Annotated in this window: 15 protein-coding genes and 1 tRNA gene; 12 read left to right on the forward strand and 4 right to left on the reverse strand. The window is 71.9% G+C overall.

The features are described 5' to 3' along the window. Positions 1-89 precede the first annotated feature (89 nt). The 5 genes from AC2H4J_RS09580 to clpX all read left to right on the forward strand — a co-directional run bounded on the left by AC2H4J_RS09580 (position 90) and on the right by clpX (position 4,765). Positions 90-163 (forward strand) — tRNA-Pro (locus AC2H4J_RS09580). Positions 164-255: 92 nt separating this feature from the next. Next, positions 256-1,659, forward strand: coding sequence for a trigger factor (gene tig / locus AC2H4J_RS09585; RefSeq protein ID WP_487464631.1), 1,404 nt, complete (start codon positions 256-258; stop codon positions 1,657-1,659). Between the two features lie 253 nt (positions 1,660-1,912). Next, the gene (locus AC2H4J_RS09590; protein WP_487464632.1) at positions 1,913-2,551 is read left to right on the forward strand and encodes an ATP-dependent Clp protease proteolytic subunit; all 639 of its coding nucleotides are present in this window, start codon (positions 1,913-1,915) and stop codon (positions 2,549-2,551) included. 20 nt (positions 2,552-2,571) lie between these two features. Beyond that, positions 2,572-3,201: an ATP-dependent Clp protease proteolytic subunit gene (locus AC2H4J_RS09595; RefSeq protein ID WP_487464633.1), complete on the forward strand. Its 630-nt coding sequence runs from the start codon at positions 2,572-2,574 to the stop codon at positions 3,199-3,201. A 295-nt stretch (positions 3,202-3,496) separates the two neighbouring features. Then, positions 3,497-4,765, forward strand: coding sequence for an ATP-dependent Clp protease ATP-binding subunit ClpX (gene clpX / locus AC2H4J_RS09600; protein ID WP_487464634.1), 1,269 nt, complete (start codon positions 3,497-3,499; stop codon positions 4,763-4,765). 96 nt (positions 4,766-4,861) lie between these two features. Here the strand turns inward: clpX and AC2H4J_RS09605 are convergent, their stop codons facing one another. From AC2H4J_RS09605 to AC2H4J_RS09615, 3 genes are all read right to left on the reverse strand, one after another. After that, positions 4,862-5,779, reverse strand: a complete 918-nt coding sequence (locus tag AC2H4J_RS09605; RefSeq protein ID WP_487464635.1) for a DUF559 domain-containing protein — start codon at positions 5,777-5,779, stop codon at positions 4,862-4,864. Between the two features lie 147 nt (positions 5,780-5,926). After that, positions 5,927-8,449, reverse strand: a complete 2,523-nt coding sequence (locus AC2H4J_RS09610) for a bifunctional lysylphosphatidylglycerol flippase/synthetase MprF (protein ID WP_487464636.1) — start codon at positions 8,447-8,449, stop codon at positions 5,927-5,929. Beyond that, positions 8,446-9,750, reverse strand: a complete 1,305-nt coding sequence (locus AC2H4J_RS09615) for an alpha/beta hydrolase (RefSeq protein ID WP_487464637.1) — start codon at positions 9,748-9,750, stop codon at positions 8,446-8,448. The genes AC2H4J_RS09610 and AC2H4J_RS09615 overlap by 4 nt, the downstream gene beginning before the upstream one ends. 155 nt (positions 9,751-9,905) lie before the next feature. On the opposite strand from AC2H4J_RS09615, the gene AC2H4J_RS09620 reads away from it, so the two are divergent. Continuing rightward, positions 9,906-11,693, forward strand: coding sequence for a glycosyltransferase family 39 protein (locus AC2H4J_RS09620; protein WP_487464638.1), 1,788 nt, complete (start codon positions 9,906-9,908; stop codon positions 11,691-11,693). Positions 11,694-11,838: 145 nt separating this feature from the next. Continuing rightward, positions 11,839-12,744 (forward strand): DUF559 domain-containing protein, encoded by a 906-nt coding sequence (locus tag AC2H4J_RS09625; protein ID WP_487464639.1) that lies wholly within the window; start codon positions 11,839-11,841, stop codon positions 12,742-12,744. Between the two features lie 42 nt (positions 12,745-12,786). Here the strand turns inward: AC2H4J_RS09625 and valS are convergent, their stop codons facing one another. Beyond that, complete coding sequence (gene valS / locus AC2H4J_RS09630; RefSeq protein WP_487464640.1) at positions 12,787-15,375, reverse strand: valine--tRNA ligase; 2,589 nt, start codon at positions 15,373-15,375, stop codon at positions 12,787-12,789. 42 nt (positions 15,376-15,417) lie between these two features. On the opposite strand from valS, the gene AC2H4J_RS09635 reads away from it, so the two are divergent. The 5 genes from AC2H4J_RS09635 to AC2H4J_RS09655 all read left to right on the forward strand — a co-directional run bounded on the left by AC2H4J_RS09635 (position 15,418) and on the right by AC2H4J_RS09655 (position 20,468). Further along, positions 15,418-16,770 carry a bifunctional folylpolyglutamate synthase/dihydrofolate synthase gene (locus AC2H4J_RS09635; RefSeq protein ID WP_487464641.1) on the forward strand — a complete coding sequence of 451 codons (1,353 nt, stop codon included), beginning with the start codon at positions 15,418-15,420 and terminating at the stop codon, positions 16,768-16,770. Between the two features lie 73 nt (positions 16,771-16,843). After that, positions 16,844-17,242, forward strand: coding sequence for a DUF4233 domain-containing protein (locus AC2H4J_RS09640; protein ID WP_487464642.1), 399 nt, complete (start codon positions 16,844-16,846; stop codon positions 17,240-17,242). 11 nt (positions 17,243-17,253) lie between these two features. Then, on the forward strand, positions 17,254-17,664 hold the full coding sequence (gene ndk / locus AC2H4J_RS09645) for a nucleoside-diphosphate kinase (RefSeq protein ID WP_487464643.1): 411 nt from the start codon (positions 17,254-17,256) through the stop codon (positions 17,662-17,664). Between the two features lie 117 nt (positions 17,665-17,781). Next, positions 17,782-19,704: a TIGR03960 family B12-binding radical SAM protein gene (locus AC2H4J_RS09650; RefSeq protein ID WP_487464644.1), complete on the forward strand. Its 1,923-nt coding sequence runs from the start codon at positions 17,782-17,784 to the stop codon at positions 19,702-19,704. Next, positions 19,704-20,468: a TIGR03936 family radical SAM-associated protein gene (locus tag AC2H4J_RS09655; RefSeq protein ID WP_487464645.1), complete on the forward strand. Its 765-nt coding sequence runs from the start codon at positions 19,704-19,706 to the stop codon at positions 20,466-20,468. The genes AC2H4J_RS09650 and AC2H4J_RS09655 overlap by 1 nt, the downstream gene beginning before the upstream one ends. The last annotated feature ends 254 nt before the right edge of the window (positions 20,469-20,722 follow it).

Genomic DNA, 20,722 nt, shown 5'->3' on the forward strand with positions numbered 1-20,722 from the left:
CCGCCGAACGCCGGCCGTCGTCCCCGGAATGGCCTGGGGACGACGGCCGGCGCGGCGGTTCGCGAAGGCCACCTAGACTCGGGCGGCCACGGGGTGTGGCGCAGCTTGGTAGCGCACCCGCTTTGGGAGCGGGGGGCCGTGGGTTCAAATCCCGCCACCCCGACCGTCCCGAGCCGTCTCTAGACTCGGAAGCAACTCCGCGCCGTCCATGTCCGTCGGCGCCTGTCTGTCCGCAATCCAAGGAGCACTGCCGCTGTGAAGAGCACCATCGAGGAACTCGGCCCCACGCGGGTCCGGATGGCGATCGAGGTGCCCTGGGGGGACCTGGACCACGCCTTCGGTGAGGTCTACAAGGAGCTCGGCAAGCAGGTGCGCGTGCCCGGCTTCCGCCCCGGCAAGGTGCCCAACCGCGTCCTCGACCAGCGCATCGGCCGTCCCGTCGTGCTCGAGCAGGTCGTGCAGCACGCCATTCCCGAGGTCTACTCCGAGGTCGTGCGCGAGAACCAGGTGCGTGTGCTCGGCCAGCCCGAGATCGAGGTGACCCGCCTCGACGACAACGACACCCTCGCCTTCACCGCCGAGGTCGACGTCGCCCCGCAGCTGACCCTGCCCGCGCTGGACGACCTCGCGGTCACCGTCGACGACGTCGAGGTCACCGACGAGGAGATCGACCAGCAGGTCGACGTCATGCGCGAGCGCTTCGGCATGCTCACCGGCGTCGAGCGAGCAGCCGAGGACGGCGACTTCGTGTCGATCGACCTCGAGGCGAAGCTCAACGGCGAGGTGCTCGAGGACGGCTCGACCACCGGCATGTCCTACGAGGTCGGCTCCGGCAACCTCATGGAGGGCCTCGACGACGCCGTCCGCGGGCTGTCGGCGGATGAGTCGAAGACCTTCCAGACGGCGCTGCTGTCGGGCCCGAACTCAGGCGAGTCGGCCGACGTCACCGTCACCGTCCGCTCGGTCAAGACCAAGGACCTGCCGGAGCTGGACGACGAGTTCGCCCAGACCGCCAGCGAGTTCGACACCCTCGCCGAGCTGCGGGACGACGTCCGCACCCGGCTGGCCCGCACCAAGACCCTGGGCCAGGGCGCGCAGGCCCGCGACAAGCTGGTCGAGCACCTGATCGCGACCGTCGAGGTGCCGATCCCGGAGAACCTGGTCGAGCGCGAGATCGAGTGGCGCAACCGCGCCTTCGAGCAGGAGCTGCAGCAGGCCGGCATGGACTGGGACGCGTTCCTGAACATCTCCGGTGTCGAGAACCGCGAGGCCTACGACGCCGACCAGCGCAAGACGGTCGAGGAGGCGGTGCGCACCCAGTTCATCCTCGACGCGATCGCCGACGCCCGTGAGGTCACCGTCGACAACGAGGACCTGTCGGCGCAGATCATGGCGCAGGCCCAGCGCAGCCGGATGAGCCCCGAGCAGTACGCCCAGCAGCTGCAGCAGGGCGGCAACATCGCCGAGTTCGTGGCCGACGTCCGTCGCACCAAGACCCTCGCCCAGCTGCTCGAGCAGACGACGATCACCGACGCGTCGGGCAACGTCGTCGACCTCGAGGCGCTGCGGCCGAAGACGATCCAGGCACCGACCGCGGACGCCTCCGAGGAGGAGCCGCCCGGCCCCGTCGAGATCACCGACGAGGACGACGCCAAGTAATCGAAGGACCCCGTCCGGGGTCACGACGCCGCCCCACCCGACTCCGGGTGGGGCGGCGTCGTCCGTTTCCGGGTGAGTTCGCTGCGCCGTCGGCGAACACCGCCCCGACGGGGACTGCGACGTCGGAGGTCCGCGTTAGGGTCGACAGGACTCAGGCGATCGCCGGGGGGTATCGCCTCCCGGGGCCGTTCCAGCCCGCACCAACCCAGCGAGACCGACTGATCAGAACAGTCCTACGGAGGTCACCGAACTCGTGAGCAACACCTACCCGAACTCGGCGAGCGCACCGATGATGCGCGGCGCCGGCGGCATGATGAACCTCGGAGACTCCGTCTACGAGCGGCTGCTGCGCGAGCGCATCATCTTCCTGGGCAGCCAGGTCGACGACGTGATCGCCAACCAGCTCGCCGCCCAGATGCTGCTGCTGTCCGCCGAGGACCCCAAGCGCGACATCCACCTGTACATCAACTCGCCCGGCGGATCGGTCACCGCGGGCATGGCGATCTACGACACGATGCAGTTCATCGACTGCGACGTGGCCACCTACGGCATGGGTCTGGCCGCCTCGATGGGCCAGTTCCTGCTCACCGCGGGCACGAAGGGCAAGCGCTACGCCCTGCCGCACGCGCGGATCATGATGCACCAGCCGTCGGCCGGCGTCGGGGGCACGGCGTCCGACATCGCCATCCAGGCCGACCTGTTCCGCCGCACGAAGAGCGAGCTCAACCAGCTCCAGTCCCTCCACACGGGGCAGCCGGTCGAGCAGATCGAGAAGGACTCCGACCGCGACCGCTGGTTCACCGCGCAGGAGGCCCTCGAGTACGGCTTCGTCGACCACGTGGTCAGCCGGGCCGCGATGACCGACAACAGCAACCCGGTCACGGACAACTGAGGGTTCGGAGAGAAGAGACGATGAGCTTCCAGATGCCCTCCAGCCGCTACATCCTGCCCTCCTTCGTGGAGCGCACGAGCTACGGCATGAAGGAGTCCAACCCCTACAACAAGCTCTTCGAGGAACGGATCATCTTCCTCGGGGTGCAGATCGACGACGCCTCGGCCAACGACGTCATGGCCCAGCTGCTGACGCTGGAGTCCACCGACCCGGACCGCGACATCACGATCTACATCAACTCGCCCGGTGGCTCGTTCACGTCGCTGATGGCCATCTACGACACGATGATGTTCATCCGCCCGGACATCCAGACCGTCTGCATGGGCCAGGCCGCATCCGCCGCCGCCGTCCTGCTCGCGGCCGGGACCCCGGGCAAGCGTCTGGCGCTGCCCTACTCGCGGGTGCTGATCCACCAGCCCTCGGGCGAGTCGGGCGGGCAGGTTTCCGACCTAGAGATCCACGCGGCCGAGATCCAGCGGGTGCGGTCGCAGATGGAGGCGATCCTGGCCCGGCACACCGGCCAGACCATCGAGCAGGTCCGCACCGACATCGAGCGCGACAAGATCCTCACGGCGGAGGAGTCGAAGGCCTACGGAATCGTCGACGAGGTCATCCAGAGCCGGAAGCTCAACGCCCTTCCGGCGGTCTGACCGGCACGGGCCGGGCGCGCGAGTTGCGTCCCGGCCCGTACCGTCGGTGGATCCACGGTTCGAGTGGGTTCGTCGGGACAGAAGTGGGACGGCCGGAGGAACCGGGTGAGTCATTGCCCGGGGACGTCGGCAGTCAGGGTTACGGTCTGCGGGAACCCGAACCCCGGCCAGCAGCGCCGGGAGGAAGCGCCTCGCGGGTCAGCCAGAAAGATGCGGCCGAGCAGGGGCACAGCAGCCAGAATGGACACGCAGGCTCCTGGGACAGGACCAGCGACTCACACGTGGAGGTCAGCAGGTGGCACGAATCGGTGAGAGTGGTGACCTGCTCAAGTGCTCGTTCTGCGGGAAGAGCCAGAAGCAGGTCAAGAAGCTCATCGCGGGCCCCGGGGTCTACATCTGCGACGAGTGCATCGACCTCTGCAACGAGATCATCGAGGAAGAACTCTCGGAGTCCTCGGACCTCAAGTTCGACGAGCTGCCCAAGCCCAAGGAGATCCACGATTTCCTCGAGCAGTACGTCATCGGCCAGGACAAGGCCAAGCGCACGCTCTCGGTGGCCGTCTACAACCACTACAAGCGCATCCAGGCCGGCGGCGAGCGCCGCGACGAGGGCGTCGAGCTCGCCAAGTCCAACATCCTGCTGATGGGCCCGACCGGCTGCGGCAAGACGCACCTCGCCCAGACGCTGGCCCGCATGCTGAACGTGCCGTTCGCCATCGCCGACGCCACCGCGCTGACCGAGGCGGGTTACGTCGGTGAGGACGTCGAGAACATCCTGCTCAAGCTGATCCAGGCCGCCGACTACGACGTGAAGCGCGCCGAGACCGGCATCATCTACATCGACGAGGTCGACAAGATCGCCCGCAAGAGCGAGAACCCGTCGATCACCCGCGACGTCTCCGGTGAGGGCGTGCAGCAGGCGCTGCTGAAGATCCTCGAGGGGACGACGGCGTCGGTTCCCCCGCAGGGCGGCCGCAAGCACCCGCACCAGGAGTTCATCCAGATCGACACGACGAACGTGCTGTTCATCGTGGGTGGCGCCTTCGCCGGCCTGGAGAAGGTCATCGAGGCGCGCACCGGCAAGCAGGGCATGGGCTTCGGCGCCGAGATCCGCGGCCGCGCCGAGATCGAGGAGGCCAACTCCTTCGCCGAGGTCATGCCCGAGGACCTGCTGAAGTTCGGCATGATCCCCGAGTTCATCGGCCGCCTCCCGGTCATCACCAGCGTGCAGAAGCTGGACCGCGAGGCGCTGGTGAACATCCTGACCGAGCCGAAGAACGCCCTGGTGCGCCAGTACCGGAAGCTGTTCGAGCTCGACGGGGTCGACCTGGAGTTCACCGACGACGCCCTCGAGGCGATCGCCGACCAGGCCATCCTCCGCGGCACCGGCGCCCGCGGGCTCCGCGCGATCATGGAGGAGGTGCTCCAGTCGGTCATGTACGACATCCCCAGCCGTGAGGACGTCGCCTCCGTCGTCATCACCAAGGAGGTCGTCCTGGAGCACGTGAACCCGACGATCGTCCCGCGCAAGCCCACCCGCGAGCGCCGCGAGAAGTCCGCCTAGCACTGAGGCTTCGCCATCACCCCGCCCGGCCTCGCCGCGGCGGGGTGATGTGCGTCAGGGGCACATTCTGGCCGGCGAACTCGCCCCGGACGCACATCACCGGATGCGCAGAAGGGCTTGTCGCGCGCGGCAGACCTCGAGGATCTCCCGGCGGCAGCCCTCGGGATCGGTCCTCAAGCGGCGGTAGCTGAAGCGGAGGACCACCCATCCGCGTGCGGCGAGTGCTGCGTCCCGACGGAGGTCGCGCTCCCGGTCCTCGGCGCTCCCGTGGAACGCGGCACCGTCGAGTTCGATCGCGATCTTCAGCTCGGGCAAGGCCGCGTCGAGGTGCACCGTCGCCCAGGGCAGCGAAACAGGGTGCTGCTGCACGAAGTGGGGCATGCCCGGTCCGCGGAGCACGTTGCGCACTCCCCAGATCTCCAGCTCGCTCTGGCACCCCTCAGCGATCAGTTCCAGGAGATCGACGAGCGCGCGGCGACCGGGGAGCGCGGGACGCACCCCCATGGCCTCCTGGAGATCCCGCGCCTTCACGCGGCGGTCGCGGATCGTGTCGATCACCGCTGCCCGGGCACGTTCGCTGTCGCGTCGGGCCGCGCCGGCACCGTGGGCGACGCCCCAGGTGTCGACCAGCGCCCGGGGGAGCGAGGTGACCGGAAAGGGTCCGAGGCGGTCGACAGCGATCGGTTTGACCCGATGAACGGTCAGCCCGCGGGCGCGAACGGCGCGCCGCCCAGCGGGAACCGACACGTGGATGGGGCCGTCCTTCGGGAAAACGCGCCACACCGCCAGCGCAGACGTGTGGCTCAGCGTCCCGTCCGTCGCGAAAACGGCTGCCATCGCGCGGGTCGGCCACTCCTCCCACTGCTCCGGAAGCACCAGCACGCCGGGGTAGGGGCGCAGCAGCCGGCTCTGCCGCACCCACGCCGTGATCGTGTGCTTGTCGACGCGGCCGACGAGCTCCTTGGCTCGGACGACGCCGAACGGTCCCAGCAGCGCCGGCAGGTTGTGTGCCACGCCCCCACGTTGAGTGACGACGCGTCCTGGTGAGGCCGCTGGCGTGGATCTGTGGACAGCAGGCCGCAGCGATGTGTAGCTGGGGCGCATTCGCGGTCGGGAATGCGCCCCGGCTGCACATCACCTCGGCGCCGGGGCGGTGGCCGCCTACTTGAGGGACGCGCCGGCCAGTCCCTGAGCGCGGGCACCCCGGCCGCGCCCGGCGAGCAGCGCCCGCGCGAGCCGGGTGGCCTGGCCCGGCGAGACGTGTGGGAGGTAGGCGGTGGAGATCGCGCGGGCGATCCGGGGGAGGTCGGCGACGCCCGGGTAGACCAGCCAGAGCGGTCGGTAGCGCGGCTGGAACTTCGCCTTGAACGCCAGCAGCGACCGGAAGCCGTACACCGGCTCCATGGTGCGGCCGGCCAGCTCCAGCAGACGGGTCAGCCGGCTCCCCTCCGCGGACCCCGTGGGAAGCGCGAGGGGCGCCCCCGACAGGCTCACCCATTCGGCCCCCTCCGCCTGGAACGTCATCGCGGCGGTCGCGATCAGGAACTCGACCAGCCCGGGGCTCGCGCCGCGGGAGCGGCGCATGACGTCGAGCGTCCAGCCCACCCCGACGCCGTCCCGGCGCGCGGGCAGCCAGCTGGTCAGTCCCTGCACGTGACCCGCGGCGTCGAACGCGACCAGGCAGCGGACGGCGGGATCGTCCAGCTCGTCGAGGCCGCCGAGGGTGAACCCCATCTCCGGCAGCCCCTTGGCCGCCAGCCATTCCTCGGAGAGCTCTGCCACCTGCGTCCGCAGCGCGATCGGCGCGTCCGACCAGGCCACCCATTCGGCGTGCACGCCTTCGCGGGTCGCCCGGTTGATCGCCGTCCGCACGTCCTGCCACCGGCGGCCGGTGAACGACCGGGACCCGAGCGGCAGCCAGGTCTCGGCGGCCACCTGCAGCCGCTGCATGCCCATTGCCGCCAGATCGTCGGCGACGTCGGGAGTGACGCTGTACCAGGCCGGCGTCCACCCGTGGTCGTCGCACCATGCCGTGAACGCCCGGGCGGCGGCGGGCCGGGCCTCCCGCGGCCCCACCGGGTCACCGGTCGTCAGCGCGACGCCCCCGAGCACCCGGTAGGCCACCACGCACGCGCCGTCCGGGGAGAACCAGTAGCGGTTGCCCATCCAGGTCGTCATGAAGGTGAGCGGCCCCTCGCCGTGCCGGTCGACGATCGAGCGGGCGCGGGCGGCATCACCGGCCGGGGCGACGGGGCGCACGAACCGGAACGCGGTCACGATCAGCACCGCCCACGCCGTCACCCCGGCCCAGTCGGCCAGCAATCGGGCGTCATGGTGCAGCGGCACCAGGGGGGCGAGCACCTCACCGAGGTATCCCGGCGGCAGCATCCGGGCCGGCAGGTCGGCGAGCAGCGCCCCCACGGACGGCCGGCCGGCGAACTCACGGTCGACCATCGACCCCAGCGCGACGTACAGCACGGTCACCCCGGCGAGCCCGAGCCCCCCGGCGATCAGCCAGCGGCGGGCCGCCCCGGGGGCTGCCCGCACGCCGAACTCCCGCCACGTGATCAGCAGCAGCGCCAGCACGGCGAGCGGGGCCACTAGTGGGGCGACGACCGAGACGGCCGGCAGGGTGCCCGGCCGGGCGTCGAGCAGCGGCAAGGAGTCCGCCGGGGTGTGCAGCACGGTGAGGACGACGACGCCGCCGACGGCGCTCAGCACGACGCCGAACGCGACCGCGGCGACCCACGCGGCCCGCCGTCCGCGGCGCAGTCCCTCGGCAAGAGTGAGCTGCAGCAGCACCGGCAGCACCGACAGCAACGCGGGGCCCGGGCCGGTGAGCCGGGCGCGCGCCTGCAACGCACGGCAGTCGGCCGGGTCGCCCGACGGTCCGCAGACCATCCGCAGCAGCCCGTGGGCCGGCCGGCTCGACACGAACAGGTGGGCGACGACCGCCCACGGCCCGTCCGGGGTGCGCGAGAGCGCGGCGACCAGTGGCCCGATCGCGGTCACGGCGACGACGAGCGCCACCAGGGCCCGCTTCTCGCGGCGGCTCGGGTGCGAGGGTGCGTGGCTCGTCCGGGAGCGGTGCAGCAGGGTGCCCGCCCCGAGCCCGAGCAGCCACGACGTCATCCGGACGACGTCGCCCGCGGCGCCCGAGTAGAGGACGAGCGCCAGCAGGACGATCGACAGGCCCAACCGCAGGCGGCGGCGCCACAGCGCGGACATCGCGGCCGTGTGCCACCCGGCGACGGCGAGCAACCCGGCGAACGGCCCGACGACGAGCATCGAGGAGAGCTCGTGCGCCCAGACGTCGCCGGTCGTGGCCACCGCCCGGATCACGAGCAGTCCGATCCCGGTGCCCGCCACCTGGCCGATGAGCAGCGCGGCCGCCGTCCGGGCGCTGCCGAGGTGCCGCTCCGCCGGGCCCAGGAACGCCAGGATGCCCGCGGCCGCCAAGGCGTAGGAGGGCAGATCGGCGCACCAGAACGCCGAGGCGAACAGCGTCCAGACCGGTTGGTGCACGCCCGCGCCGACGACCGTCAGCAGCCCTCGGGACGGGCCCGCGGGGAAGCTGCGCGAGGCGATCCCGACGGTCGGCAGGGCGGCGAGCGCCGTCATCGTGAGCGGGCTCCCGCTCAGGAGCGTGGCTGCCCTGCGCTGGGCGGCTGTCGGTCCGGTCATCGGGGCAGGCCCATCCGGCTCGCGAGCCACGGGAGGGCGCCGGTGAGGGCGGGGCGCCACACGGCCCAGGAGTGGCCGCCGGGCAGCTCCCGGTAGGTGACCGCCACGCCCGCCGCACGGGCGGCGGCCGCGACCTTCTGCTGTCCCGGGCGGTAGGCGCTGTCCTGTGCGCCCACGACGAAGAAGCCGGCCGAGCCGGGCTCGGGGTGCGCGGCCAGTTCCCGCAGCGGGTCGACGGCGGCGAACGCCTGCGCGTTGCCGCCGAACGTGGCCGACACGGTGCGGGCCCGGCCGCCGAGGGTCGGGGACTGCTGTCCGGAGATGTCCACGAACGTGGGGAACAGGCCGGGGTGGGCGACGGCGAGCTGCAGGGCGCACGTGCCGCCGTAGGAGAAGCCGCCGACCGCCCAGTGCGCGTGATCGGGGTCGACCTGGAGGGAGGAGGAGACCCAGGAGATGACGTCGGAGGACAGGTAGGTGTCCACGCGGCCGAGTGCGGAGTCCATGCACAGCGGGTTGGCCGTCTCCGAGCCGAGGGCATCGGGCATCACCACGACCGGGGCGAGCCCGGCGTGTGCGGCCGCCCACCGGTCCATCTGCGCCGCCAGCTGCCCACCGTCCAGCCAGTCGCGGGGCGAGCCTGGCTGCCCGCCGATCAGGACCAGCACGGGCAGCAGGGGGTGGGACGGGGTGAGGTACGCGGGCGGGACGTAGACCCAGGCGGAGCGGGCGGCGAACCCGGAGGCGGTCGCCGGGACGGCGACCTGCATGACGGCGCCGGCGTGCGGCATGGTCGGGGGTGGGCGCCAGGTCCCGAGCGTCGGCGGCGGGGACACCTCCGCCGCATGCCGGAGGATCGTCGCGGTCGAGGTCTGGTCGGCAGGCGGTAGCTGCAGCGCCGTCGCCACGGTCGGGAAGGCGCCGAAGACGCTGTCGATGCCGTCGGTCGCGCCGAGGACGACGAGGACCGCGGCAGCCGGCGCCAGGGCCCGCCGCCACCGGCCCGACCGTCCCCAGCCGAGTCCGAGCAGGACGAGTGCCAGCAGCCCGGCACCGATCCAGAGGAGCACCGCGAGGGGGAGGGGATCGGGCCACGGCCGGAGCACGGCGAGGACCACGACCAGCAGGGTCACCACCGCCACGATGCCGGCGACCGCGAGCGGCACGCGCCGCGTCCACCACGACCGGTCCCGCCGCAGGAGGAGCAGGTTCAGCAGGCCGACGACGGCGCCGCCGACGAGGACGACGTGCAGCGGCCCGTGCAGCAACGACAGCCCGGTCAGCCGGCCCCAGCCGTGCATCGGACGCCCACCTCCTCCCGGGTGACCGTCAGGGTGAGCCGGCGACCTGGGAGGAGGCTGGACGGAGGATCGGTGCCGGCTCGGAACCGCCGTCGTCCAGGAAACTGCCAGCCTGTCTCCAGCCGGTTCCGAGGCCGGCATCCGAGCCTGAGCACGTGGACGCCGCCCTCCGCCTCCGGGCGCTCGAGCGGCCGTTGCGCTGGGCGCTCCTCGCCGGCTCGGCCGTGCTCTACGTCGTGGGGCTGGACCGCAACGGCTGGGGCAACTCTTTCTACGCGGCCGCGGCGCAGGCAGGGGCGCAGAGCTGGACGGCGATGTTCTTCGGCTCGTCCGACGCCGCGAACTCGATCACGGTGGACAAGCCGCCCGCGGCGCTCTGGGTGATGGGGACGTCGGTCCGCCTGTTCGGGCTGTCGAGCTGGTCGGTGCTCGTGCCGCAGGCGCTCATGGGTGTCGCCGCGGTCGCCCTGCTGATGGCCACGGTGCGCAGGGTCCTGGGCCCGTGGCCGGCACTGCTCGCCGGGCTGCTGCTCGCGCTGACGCCGGTCGCCACGCTGATGTTCCGGTACGACAACCCGGACGCGCTGATGACCCTGTTGCTGGTCGGCGCGGCGTGGGCCACCACCCGGGCGGTGGAGGACTGGCGCACCCGCTGGGTGGTGCTCACGGGGGCGCTGGTCGGCGTGGCGTTCCTGACCAAGTCGCTGCAGGCGTTCCTGGTGCTGCCGGCGCTCGCCGGCGTCGTACTGCTGGCCGGCCCTGGTTCGCTGCGACGGCGGGTCGGGCAACTGCTCGCGGGCGGCGCCGCCCTGGCGGTGGCCGCCGGCTGGTGGTTCGTCGCCGTCGCGCTCGTGCCCGCCGCAGACCGACCGTGGGTGGGCGGCAGCAGCTCGGACTCGCCGCTGGATCTCGCCCTCGGCTACAACGGCCTGGGACGGCTGGCGGGAGAACAGAGTCCCAGCGGCCGCGTCACCGTGTCGGGCGGCTCGGCGTGGCGGCTCTTCGGCTCCGGCGGCGACCAGATCGGGTGGCTCCTGCCCGCCGCCGCCGTGGCGCTCGTCGTGGTGGCGCTCGAGGTGCGCCGGCGACCGCGTACCGACCCGCTCCGCGCCGCGCTGCTGCTCTGGGGTGGCTGGGCCGTCGTCACCGCGGTCGTGCTGAGCGTGATGCGCGGGATCTCGCACCCGTACTACGCGGTCGAACTCGCACCGGCGGTCGCGGCCCTGGTGGCGCTCGGCGCGACGCTGCTGTGGCGCCGCCGGACGGCCGAGGCGCGCCTGCTGCTCGCCGTCGTCTCCGTCTTCACCACCGTGTGGAGCATGACGCTGGTGGAGCGGCGGCTAGCGCCCGGCAGTGTCGTCGAGATCGCGGTCGCCGCAACCGGCGCGCTGGCAGCCGCCGGGCTGCTCGTGCTCGCGTTCACGACCACGCCGCGGCTGCGGACGCCGATCGCGCGCCGGCTCGTCGCCGGCGCGGCCGTGCTCGCCGCCGCCGTCGGCCCCCTGGCCTGGTCGGTCGCGACCGTCGAGCGGCCGCACCACGGCGCCTCGGTGACCGCGGGCCCCATGGACGGCACCCTGATCGGTCGCGGACGGACGACGTCCGCCTCGCCGGTGGCCCCCGCAGCCCTGACCCTGCTGCGGGACGACACCGACGACTGGACGTGGACCGCGGCCACCATCGGTCACCGGGCCGCCGACCTGCAGCTGGCCGCGGGTGCGCCGGTGATGCCGATCGGCGGATTCGCGGGGGCCGACCCGGCGCCGACCCTGGCCCGATTCCAGGCCGACGTGTACGCCCACCGGCTGCACTGGTACGTGCCCAGCCCCGGCGGCAGCGGCGACGCCCGCCGCATCGACGCGTGGGCGCGGGCGCACGGCCGGCCCGTCGGCACCGGGCCGACCCAGCTCTACGACCTGTCGGCGGTCACAGCCGTGCCGTGACCCACGCGCGTGTGCGCCAACGCCCCCTTCTGGCCGGAAAAGGGGGGCGCCGGCGCACACGCCTGACTGGGCGTTGTCCACAGATCTGTCGGGTCGGCCCCTACGAGCACGACCCACTCGTCACGGTTCTCCCGTGGCTCATGATGTGGATGCCGTCGTCGGACCGGACGGCTGGACGACCTGGGAGTCGCTGACCGCCCGCGTAGATCGCAAGACGATCGCCCACTGGGTGGACGCCGGCAAGCTGACGCGCCTCCATCCAGGCATCTACGCGCTGCCCGCCGCATCCCGCGCATGGCGCACCCGGCTCGAGGCGGCGGTCCGGTCGACGCAGGGCCTGATCAGCCACCGATCCGCACTCGCTCTGTGGCAACTGGCGTCCCCGGGTGCGGACGTCCACCTCACCGTCGGGCTCTCCCGGAGCGCGCGGGGCAGCGCGGGCCTTGTCCTCCACCGCACTCGCGAGCTGAGCGACACAGTCCGGAGGGTCGACGGGCTCCCGGTGTCCTGCGTGGAGCGGGCGGTCGTGGACTCGTGGGGCCGACCGGGAGGATTGTCGCGCGAGGATCTGCGAGGTGCCGCGATCGGAGCAGTGCGTCGTCGGCTCTGCCGGCCCGGCCAGCTCCTCGACGAGGTTGCGCGACGACCGTGTCTCAGCGGTCGCGCGCCACTGCTCCAACTCATCGGCCTCCTGAACGACGGCTGCCAGAGCGAACTCGAGATATGGGGCTGCCTGAACGTCCTACGGGTGCCGGGCATGCCGCCCTTCGTGCAACAGCGGCGCATCGCCGTGGGGTCGGAGGTCTTCGCTCTGGATGCGGCGTACGAGGAAGTCCAACTCGCGGTCGAGATGGAGGGGGCGGCGTGGCACGGTTCTCGCGCTCAACGCGAGCGGGACATCCGCCGGGACGCGTTGCTGGCGACGCTCGGGTGGCAAACCCTTCGCTTCGGGTTCACCCGCTTCATGACGGCTCCGGAGACGTGCCGGCGGGAGATCCGGGCTACCTACGACGCTCGCCTGCGCCTTCTCGGCCTCGATGGTGTGCGCTGACGCCCCCTCATCGGCGCGAAAAGGGGGCGTCAGCGCACACGCTCAGCCCTGCTCGACCGGCGCGAGGACCACCTGCACGGTGAGCGGACCGCTGCCGGGCAGGACGTCCAGGCTCGCGATCCGGCCGGAGTCGACCAGGTCGTTCCGCACGGCCTCGATCAGCGGCGCCTGCTCGGCGGGGGCGATGATCGTGGCGGTCTGGACGTCGGCCCGCATGGACACCTTCGCGTCGGACTTGGCCTTGCGCACCCCGGCCAGCGCCTCGGCCGCCGCCGTCACGATCGCCGGGTTCCCGTCGACGGTCAGCTCATCGGCCGACGGCCACGGGTTGCGGTGCACCGAGCCCGGACGCCACCACGACCAGACCTCCTCGGTGACGAACGGCAGCACGGGGGCGAACAGTCGCAGCTGCACCGACAGTGCCATCGCCAGCGTCAGCTGAGCAGAGACCGCGGGCTGACCGGAGCCGTACGCGCGGGTCTTCACCAGCTCCACGTAGTCGTCGCAGAAGGACCAGAAGAACGTCTCGGCGACCTCGAGGGCCCGGGTGTAGTTGAAGGCGTCGAACGCGGCGGTGGCCTCGGCCACGACGTCGCGCAGGCGAGCCAGCAGGGCCTTGTCCAGCGGTTCGGTCACCTCGGCGGTGGCGAGCTCGGCCTCGGCAGCGCCCAGGCCGAGCACGAACTTGCCCACGTTGAGGATCTTGATGGCCAGCCGGCGGCCGACCTTCATCTGCGTCTCGTCGAAGGGGGAGTCCGCGCCCGGGCGGGCACCCGCGGCTCGCCAGCGGACGGCGTCCGTGCCGTACCGCTCCAGGACGTCGATCGGCGTGGTCGCGTTGCCCTTCGACTTCGACATCTTCTTGCGGTCGGGGTCGACGACGAACCCGGAGATCGTGGCGTGCGACCAGGGCACGGCGTCGAACTCGAAGTGCGAGCGGACGACGGTCGAGAACAGCCAGGTGCGGATGATGTCGTGCGCCTGCGGCCGCTGGTCCATCGGGAAGACCTTCGCGAACAGCTCCGGGTCGGTGTCCCAGCCGGACGCGACCTGCGGCGACAGGGAGGACGTCGCCCAGGTGTCCATCACGTCGGGGTCGGCCATGAAGCCGCCGGGCTTGTTGCGCTGGCTCTCGGTGTAGCCGGCGGGCATGTCCTCCGACGGATCGACCGGCAGGGCCGACTCCGGGGCCAGGATCGGGTTCGCGTAGTCGGGCTCGCCCTCCTCGTCGAGTGCGTACCAGACCGGGAAGGGCACCCCGAAGAACCGCTGGCGGCTGATCAGCCAGTCGCCGTTGAGGCCCTCCACCCAGTTCTCGTAGCGGTGCCGCATGTGGTCGGGCACCCACTGGATCTCCCGGCCGCGCGCGACCAGGGCCTCGCGCAGGTCGGCGTCCCGGCCGCCGTTGCGGATGTACCACTGGCGCGTGGTGACGATCTCCAGCGGGCGCTCGCCCTTCTCGAAGAACTTCACCGGGTGGGTGATCGGCTTCGGCTCACCGTCCAGGTGCCCGGATTCGCGCAGCAGCTCGACGATCCGCTGCTGTGCGCTGAACACGGTCTTGCCGGCGAGTTCGTCGTAGGGCCGCGCCGGGACGCCGGGCGGCGGGTCGGCCAGGATCCGCCCGTCCCAGCCCACGATCGGGCGGGTGGGCAGCTGGAGCTCCCGCCACCAGGTGACGTCGTTGAGGTCGCCGAAGGTGCAGATCATGGCGATGCCCGAGCCCTTGCCCGGCTCGGCGAGGCGGTGCGCCACCACCGGCACCTCGACGTCGAACAGCGGCGTCCGCACCGTCTTGCCGAACAGCGGCTGGTACCGCTCGTCGTCGGGGTGCGCGACCAGCGCGACGCAGGCGGGCAGCAGCTCGGGGCGGGTCGTCTCGATGTAGACGACGCCCTCGCGGCTGGAGAACCCGATCCGGTGGTAGGCGCCGGGCCGCTCGCGGTCCTCCAGCTCGGCCTGCGCGACCGCCGTCCGGAAGGTCACGTCCCAGAGGGTCGGCGCCTCCTGGGCGTAGGCCTCGCCGCGGGCGAGGTTGTGCAGGAACATCCGCTGCGCCGTGGCGCGGGAGGTCTCCGAGATGGTCCGGTAGACGTCCGACCAGTCCACCGACAGGCCGACCCGCCGCCAGAGCTGCTCGAAGGCGTGCTCGTCCTCCTCCGTGAGCTGCATGCACAGCTCGACGAAGTTGCGCCGTGAGATCGGGATCTGGTCCTTGCCGGGCTTCTCGGGCGGGCTGAACGTCGGGTCGTAGTGCAGCGACGGATCGCACCGGACGCCGTAGTAGTTCTGCACCCGGCGCTCGGTCGGCAGGCCGTTGTCGTCCCAGCCCATCGGGTAGTAGACGTGCTTGCCGCGCATCCGCTGGTAGCGGGCGACGAAGTCGGTGTGCGTGTAGCTGAACACGTGGCCGACGTGCAGCGAGCCGCTCGCGGTCGGCGGGGGAGTGTCGATCGACCAGATCTGGTCGCGCGGCGCGGCGAGCGCCGCGGCCCGGTCGAAGGCGTACGTGTCGTCGGTCGCCCACCGGTCGATCCACTTCTCCTCGAGCCCGTCGAGCGACGGCTTCTCGGGTACGACCGCGCCCGCCGCGGGCACAGTGGTGTCCTGGGGCGAGATGTCGGTCGTCATGCGCTTCATCGTAGGTAACTCGCGGCTGGCATCCTGGTCGGGATGAGCAGCGGGAGCACCGGTGACCTGGCCCGGGTGGAGAAGGAGCTGCTGGCTCGCTGGCCGGAGAGCCGGCTCGAGCCGTCGCTGACGCGCATCAACGCCCTCGTCGACCTGCTCGGGTCGCCGCATCGCGCGATGCCCGTCGTCCAGGTGGCCGGCACGAACGGCAAGACGACGACGGCGCGGATGATCGACGAGCTGCTGCGCGGGTTCGGCCTGCGCGTGGGCCGGTTCACCAGCCCGCACCTGGAGTCGATGCGCGAGCGCATCGTGCTGGACGGCGAGCCGGTCAGCGCCGAGCGCTTCGTGGAGACCTACGACGACATCGCGCCCTACGTCCAGATGGTCGACGCCGCCGGCGTGCCGATGAGCTTCTTCGAGGTCACGGTCGGCATGGCGTACGCGCTGTTCGCCGACGCACCGGTCGACGTCGCCGTGATCGAGGTCGGCATGGGCGGCACGTGGGACGCGACGAACGTCGCCGACGCGCGGGTCGCCGTCGTCACCCCCGTGTCGCTCGACCACGCGGAGTACCTCGGTCCCGACGTGACCACGATCGCCGGCGAGAAGGCCGGGATCATCAAGCCCGACTCGATCGCCGTGCTCGCCCACCAGGAGCCCGGGGCGATGGACTCGCTCGTCCGCCGGGCCGTCGAGGTGGAGGCCGTGGTCGCGCGCGAGGGCACCGAGTTCGGCGTGCTGGAGCGGCGGGTCGCCGTCGGGGGGCAGCAGGTGCGCCTGCAGGGACTGGGCGGCGAGTACGAGGAGATCTTCCTGCCGCTGTTCGGTGCCCACCAGGCGCAGAACGCCGTGACGGCACTGGCCGCGGTCGAGGCGTTCCTCGGCGCCGGCGCCGCGACCGGGCCGATCGAGCAGGAGACGGTGCGCGCCGCGTTCGCGAACGTGCGCTCGCCGGGGCGCCTGGAGCGGGTGCGGACGTCGCCGACCGTGCTCGTGGACGCCGCGCACAACCCGGCCGGCATGGCCGCGACGGTCGGTGCGATCAAGGAGTCCTTCGACTTCACGCGGCTGATCGGAGTCGTCGGCTGCGTGCACGGCAAGGACGTCGCGGGGATCCTCGCCGCCCTCGAGGACATCTGCGCGGAACTCGTCGTCACCCAGAACAGCTCGTCCCGCGCGATGCCGGCCGACGAGCTGGGTGCGCTCGCCGTGGACATCTTCGGCGCCGACCGGGTGAGCGTGCAGCCGGTCCTGGCCGAGGCGATCACCGAGGCGATCGAGCTGGCCGAGGCAGGTCCGGACGATGCCCTCGGCGGCTCCGGCGTCCTGGTGACCGGCAGCGTGATCACCGCGGGGGAGGCCCGCACGCTCCTGTCCGGACGGCGCTCGTGACCGAGCGTGCGAGGTCACGCAGAGACACGGCACCGCCGGGCACGGGACCGACGAGCGCCGGCGAGGAGGCACCGTGACCGCCCCCGATCCGGTCCGGGCGGGGCGGGCCCTGGGTGGTGCGGCGGCCGGCATCCTGGTGCTCGCCGGCCTGGCGACGCTGTTCGTCCCGCGCGGGATCGCGCAGAGCGGCGAGGGGCTGACCGGCGGCCGGCTCACCTACCTGCTCGTGCTGGCGGTCGTGCTCGTCCTGGCCGCCGGCGTGCAGCGTCGTCCGTACGGGGTGCTGGTCGGCACCGTCCTGCAGGTGCCGCTGCTGCTCACCGGGTTGTTCAACAGCGTGATGTGGTTCGTGGCCGGGGCGTTCGTGCTGATCTGGCTCTACCTGCTGCAGGTGCGCAAGGAGCTGCTCGGCTCACCCTTCGGGGCACCAGGCGATCGCCGGCCCGGCGAGGGCGGACCGCCCACCCCGTAGGCTGCCGCCCCGTGACCGAACGCACCCTCGTCCTCGTCAAGCCCGACGGCGTCGCCCGTGGCCTCGTCGGCGAGGTGATCACCCGACTGGAGCGCAAGGGCCTGCGCCTGGTGGCCACCGAGCTGCGCACCCTCAGCCGCGACACCGCCGAGACCCACTACGCCGAGCACCGCGAGCGTCCCTTCTTCGCCTCGCTGGTGGAGTTCATCACCGGCGGCCCGCTGATGGCGCTGGTCGTCGAGGGCCCGCGGGCGATCGAGGCGTTCCGCGCGCTGGCCGGCTCGACCGACCCGGTCAAGGCGCTGCCCGGCACGATCCGCGGCGACTTCGCCCTCGAGGTGCAGAACAACATCGTGCACGGCTCCGACTCGCCCGAGTCCGCCGAGCGCGAGGTGAAGCTGTTCTTCCCCGACCTGGGCTGAAAGAGGCGGCGTCCTCCCTCGTCGTTCCGGGTCCTCCCTCACGGTCGACGGCGGGGGAGGTCCCCGAACGATCAGCGAACCTGATCACCATCGGCGGGCGGTTACCCTGGACCCGTCATGACTGGTGAGACTCTCTATCCCCGCCTCGAGCCCCTGCTGGCTCAGATCCAGAAGCCGATCCAGTACGTCGGCGGTGAGCTGAACGCGCAGGTCAAACCGTGGGACGGCGCCGCCGTGCACTGGGCGCTGATGTACCCCGACGCCTACGAGGTGGGGCTGCCCAACCAGGGCCTGATGATCCTGTACGAGGTGCTCAACGAGCGCCCGGACGCCCTGGCCGAGCGCACCTACGCCGTCTGGCCCGACCTCGCCGCCCTGATGCGCGCGAACGACGTCCCCCAGTTCACCGTCGACGGCCACCGCGCCGTCCGCGACTTCGACCTGCTCGGCGTCAGCTTCGCCACCGAGCTCGGCTACACCAACCTGCTCGAGGCGCTCGACCTCGCCGGCATCCCGATCCTCGCCGCGGACCGTGACGAGTCGCACCCCGTCGTCGTCGCCGGCGGGCACGCCGCGTTCAACCCCGAGCCCGTCTCCGACTTCGTCGACTGCGCCGTCCTGGGCGACGGGGAACAGGTCGTCGGTGACATCACCGACGTCGTCAAGGCCTGGAAGGACCAGGGCAGGCCGGGCGGCCGGGTCGAGCTGCTGGCCCGCCTCGCCCGGGTGGACGGCGTCTACGTCCCGCGCTTCTACGCGGTGAGCTATGCCCCCGACGGCACGATCGCGGCGGTGTCCCGCACCCGGGACGACGTCCCCGCCCGCATCGGCAAGCGCACCGTCATGGACCTCGACGAGTGGCCCTACCCGAAGACGCCGATCGTCCCGCTGGCCGAGAGCGTCCACGAGCGGATGAGCGTCGAGATCTTCCGCGGCTGCACCCGCGGCTGCCGCTTCTGCCAGGCCGGGATGATCACCCGCCCGGTGCGCGAGCGGACGATCACCGGCATCGGCTCGATGGTCGAGCAGGGCCTCCAGGCGACCGGCTACGAGGAGGTCGGCCTCCTGTCGCTGAGCAGCGCCGACCACTCCGAGATCGGCGAGGTCGCCAAGCAGCTCGCCGACCGGTACGAGGACTCCAAGGTCAGCCTCAGCCTGCCGAGCACCCGGGTGGACGCCTTCAACGTCACGCTCGCCAACGAGCTGTCCCGCAACGGACGGCGCTCCGGTCTCACCTTCGCCCCCGAGGGCGGCAGCGAGCGGATCCGCCGCGTCATCAACAAGACGGTGTCCAAGGAGGACCTCGTCCGCACGGTGACGACGGCGTACGCCAACGGCTGGCGTCAGGTGAAGCTCTACTTCATGTGCGGGCTCCCGACCGAGACCGACGAGGACGTGCTCGAGATCGCCGACCTCGCCGTCGAGGTCATCAAGGCCGGCCGCGAGGCCAGCGGCAGCAAGGACATCCGCTGCACCGTCTCGATCGGCGGCTTCGTGCCCAAGCCGCACACCCCGTTCCAGTGGGCCGCCCAGGCCAGCGCCGACACCATTGACCACCGCCTGAGGCTGCTCCGGCAGAAGATCAACGAGGACCGGCGGATCGGCCGCTCGATCGGCATGCGCTACCACGACGGCAAGCCCGGCGTCATCGAAGGACTGCTGTCCCGTGGTGACCGTCGCGTCGGCCGGGTCATCGAGCGGGTCTGGCGCGAGGGCGGCAAGTTCGACGGCTGGAGCGAGCACTTCTCCTTCGACCGGTGGACGACGGCGGCCGCCGAGGAGCTCGCCCCGTTCGGCGTCGACCTCGACTGGTTCACCACCCGCGAGCGCACCGAGCACGAGATCCTGCCCTGGGACCACCTGGACTCCGGGCTGGACAAGGAGTTCCTCTGGGACGACTGGCAGGAGGCGCTGAACGAGGAGGAGGTCGCCGACTGCCGGTGGACCCCCTGCTACGACTGCGGGGTCTGCCCGACGATGGGCACCGAGATCCAGATCGGTCCCACCGGGCGCAGCCTGCTGCCGCTGACCGTCGTCTGATGGCCCGCCAGCCCGACGGGCCGCCTCCGCCGCCGACCGTCCAGAAGCTCCGCATCCGCTACGCCAAGCGCGGGCGGCTCCGGTTCGCGAGCCACCGCGACCTCGCGCGCACCCTCGAGCGGGCGCTGCGGCGCGCGCAGGTACCCATGGCGTTCTCGGCCGGGTTCAGCCCGCACCCGAAGATCTCCTATCTGGGGGCGGCGCCGACCGGGTCGGCGAGTGAGGCCGAGTACCTGGAGATCGGGCTGTCGGCCCGCCGCGACCCCGAGGCCGTCCGGGCCGCCCTGGATGCCGCGCTGCCCGAGGAGGTCGCCGTCCTCGAGTGCGTCGAGGCGCGGGAGGGGACCGGCTCGCTGGCCGACCGAATCGACACCTCCGTCTGGCGGGTGGAGCTGCCCGGCGTGACGCTCGAGGAGCTGGCCCCGGCGGTCCAGAAGTTCCTCGCGGCCGACGTCGTCACCGTCGCGAAGCGCACCAAGAACGGGCTGAAGGACATCGACGCCCGCGAGGCGGTGACCAGCGCGTCCGCGGTCGAGGCGAACGGTTGTGCCATACTGCACATGGTCGTCCGGCAGCTGACGCCCGCTGTACGACCTGACGACGTGTTGGCCGCACTGGCTGCCGTCGCCGACCTGCACCCGCCGTTGCCCGCCCGGGCCGTGCGTGAGGCGCAGGGCCGGCTCGACGACAGCGGGACCGTGGCCGATCCGCTCGGTCCTGACCGCTCAGCGCGCCTCCTCGCCGAGGAGCACGCGGCGATCTGACCGGCGGATCCCTGAGGGACACGACGCCTGCGGAACGGCTGCCAGACGTGCCGCGCGAATGTCAGACACTCAGATTTTGACCCGCACCACCGAAGACCAGAACGGTTCCACCGCACCCGAGTGAGACGGCGTGCGTGCACCACCCGCAGTCCGGCCACCGCCGCGGCAACCGTCGCGAGGCGGCCGGTTCCAGACTTCCGCAGGACGAGCCACTCCGCCGTACCCCGCGCGGCGGCCCGTTCCGCCCAACCCGT

The organism is Blastococcus sp. OS1-29, from assembly GCF_057628075.1.

Excerpts from the sequence above, each read along its gene's own strand:
- AC2H4J_RS09595 (WP_487464633.1), top strand. The coding sequence starts at position 2,572 with ATGAGCTTCCAGATGCCCTCCAGCCGCTACATCCTGCCCTCCTTCGTG.
- AC2H4J_RS09610 (WP_487464636.1), bottom strand. The coding sequence starts at position 8,449 with ATGACCGGACCGACAGCCGCCCAGCGCAGGGCAGCCACGCTCCTGAGC.
- AC2H4J_RS09615 (WP_487464637.1), bottom strand. The coding sequence starts at position 9,750 with ATGCACGGCTGGGGCCGGCTGACCGGGCTGTCGTTGCTGCACGGGCCG.
- valS (WP_487464640.1), bottom strand. The coding sequence starts at position 15,375 with ATGACGACCGACATCTCGCCCCAGGACACCACTGTGCCCGCGGCGGGC.
- AC2H4J_RS09635 (WP_487464641.1), top strand. The coding sequence starts at position 15,418 with ATGAGCAGCGGGAGCACCGGTGACCTGGCCCGGGTGGAGAAGGAGCTG.
- AC2H4J_RS09650 (WP_487464644.1), top strand. The coding sequence starts at position 17,782 with ATGACTGGTGAGACTCTCTATCCCCGCCTCGAGCCCCTGCTGGCTCAG.
- AC2H4J_RS09655 (WP_487464645.1), top strand. The coding sequence starts at position 19,704 with ATGGCCCGCCAGCCCGACGGGCCGCCTCCGCCGCCGACCGTCCAGAAG.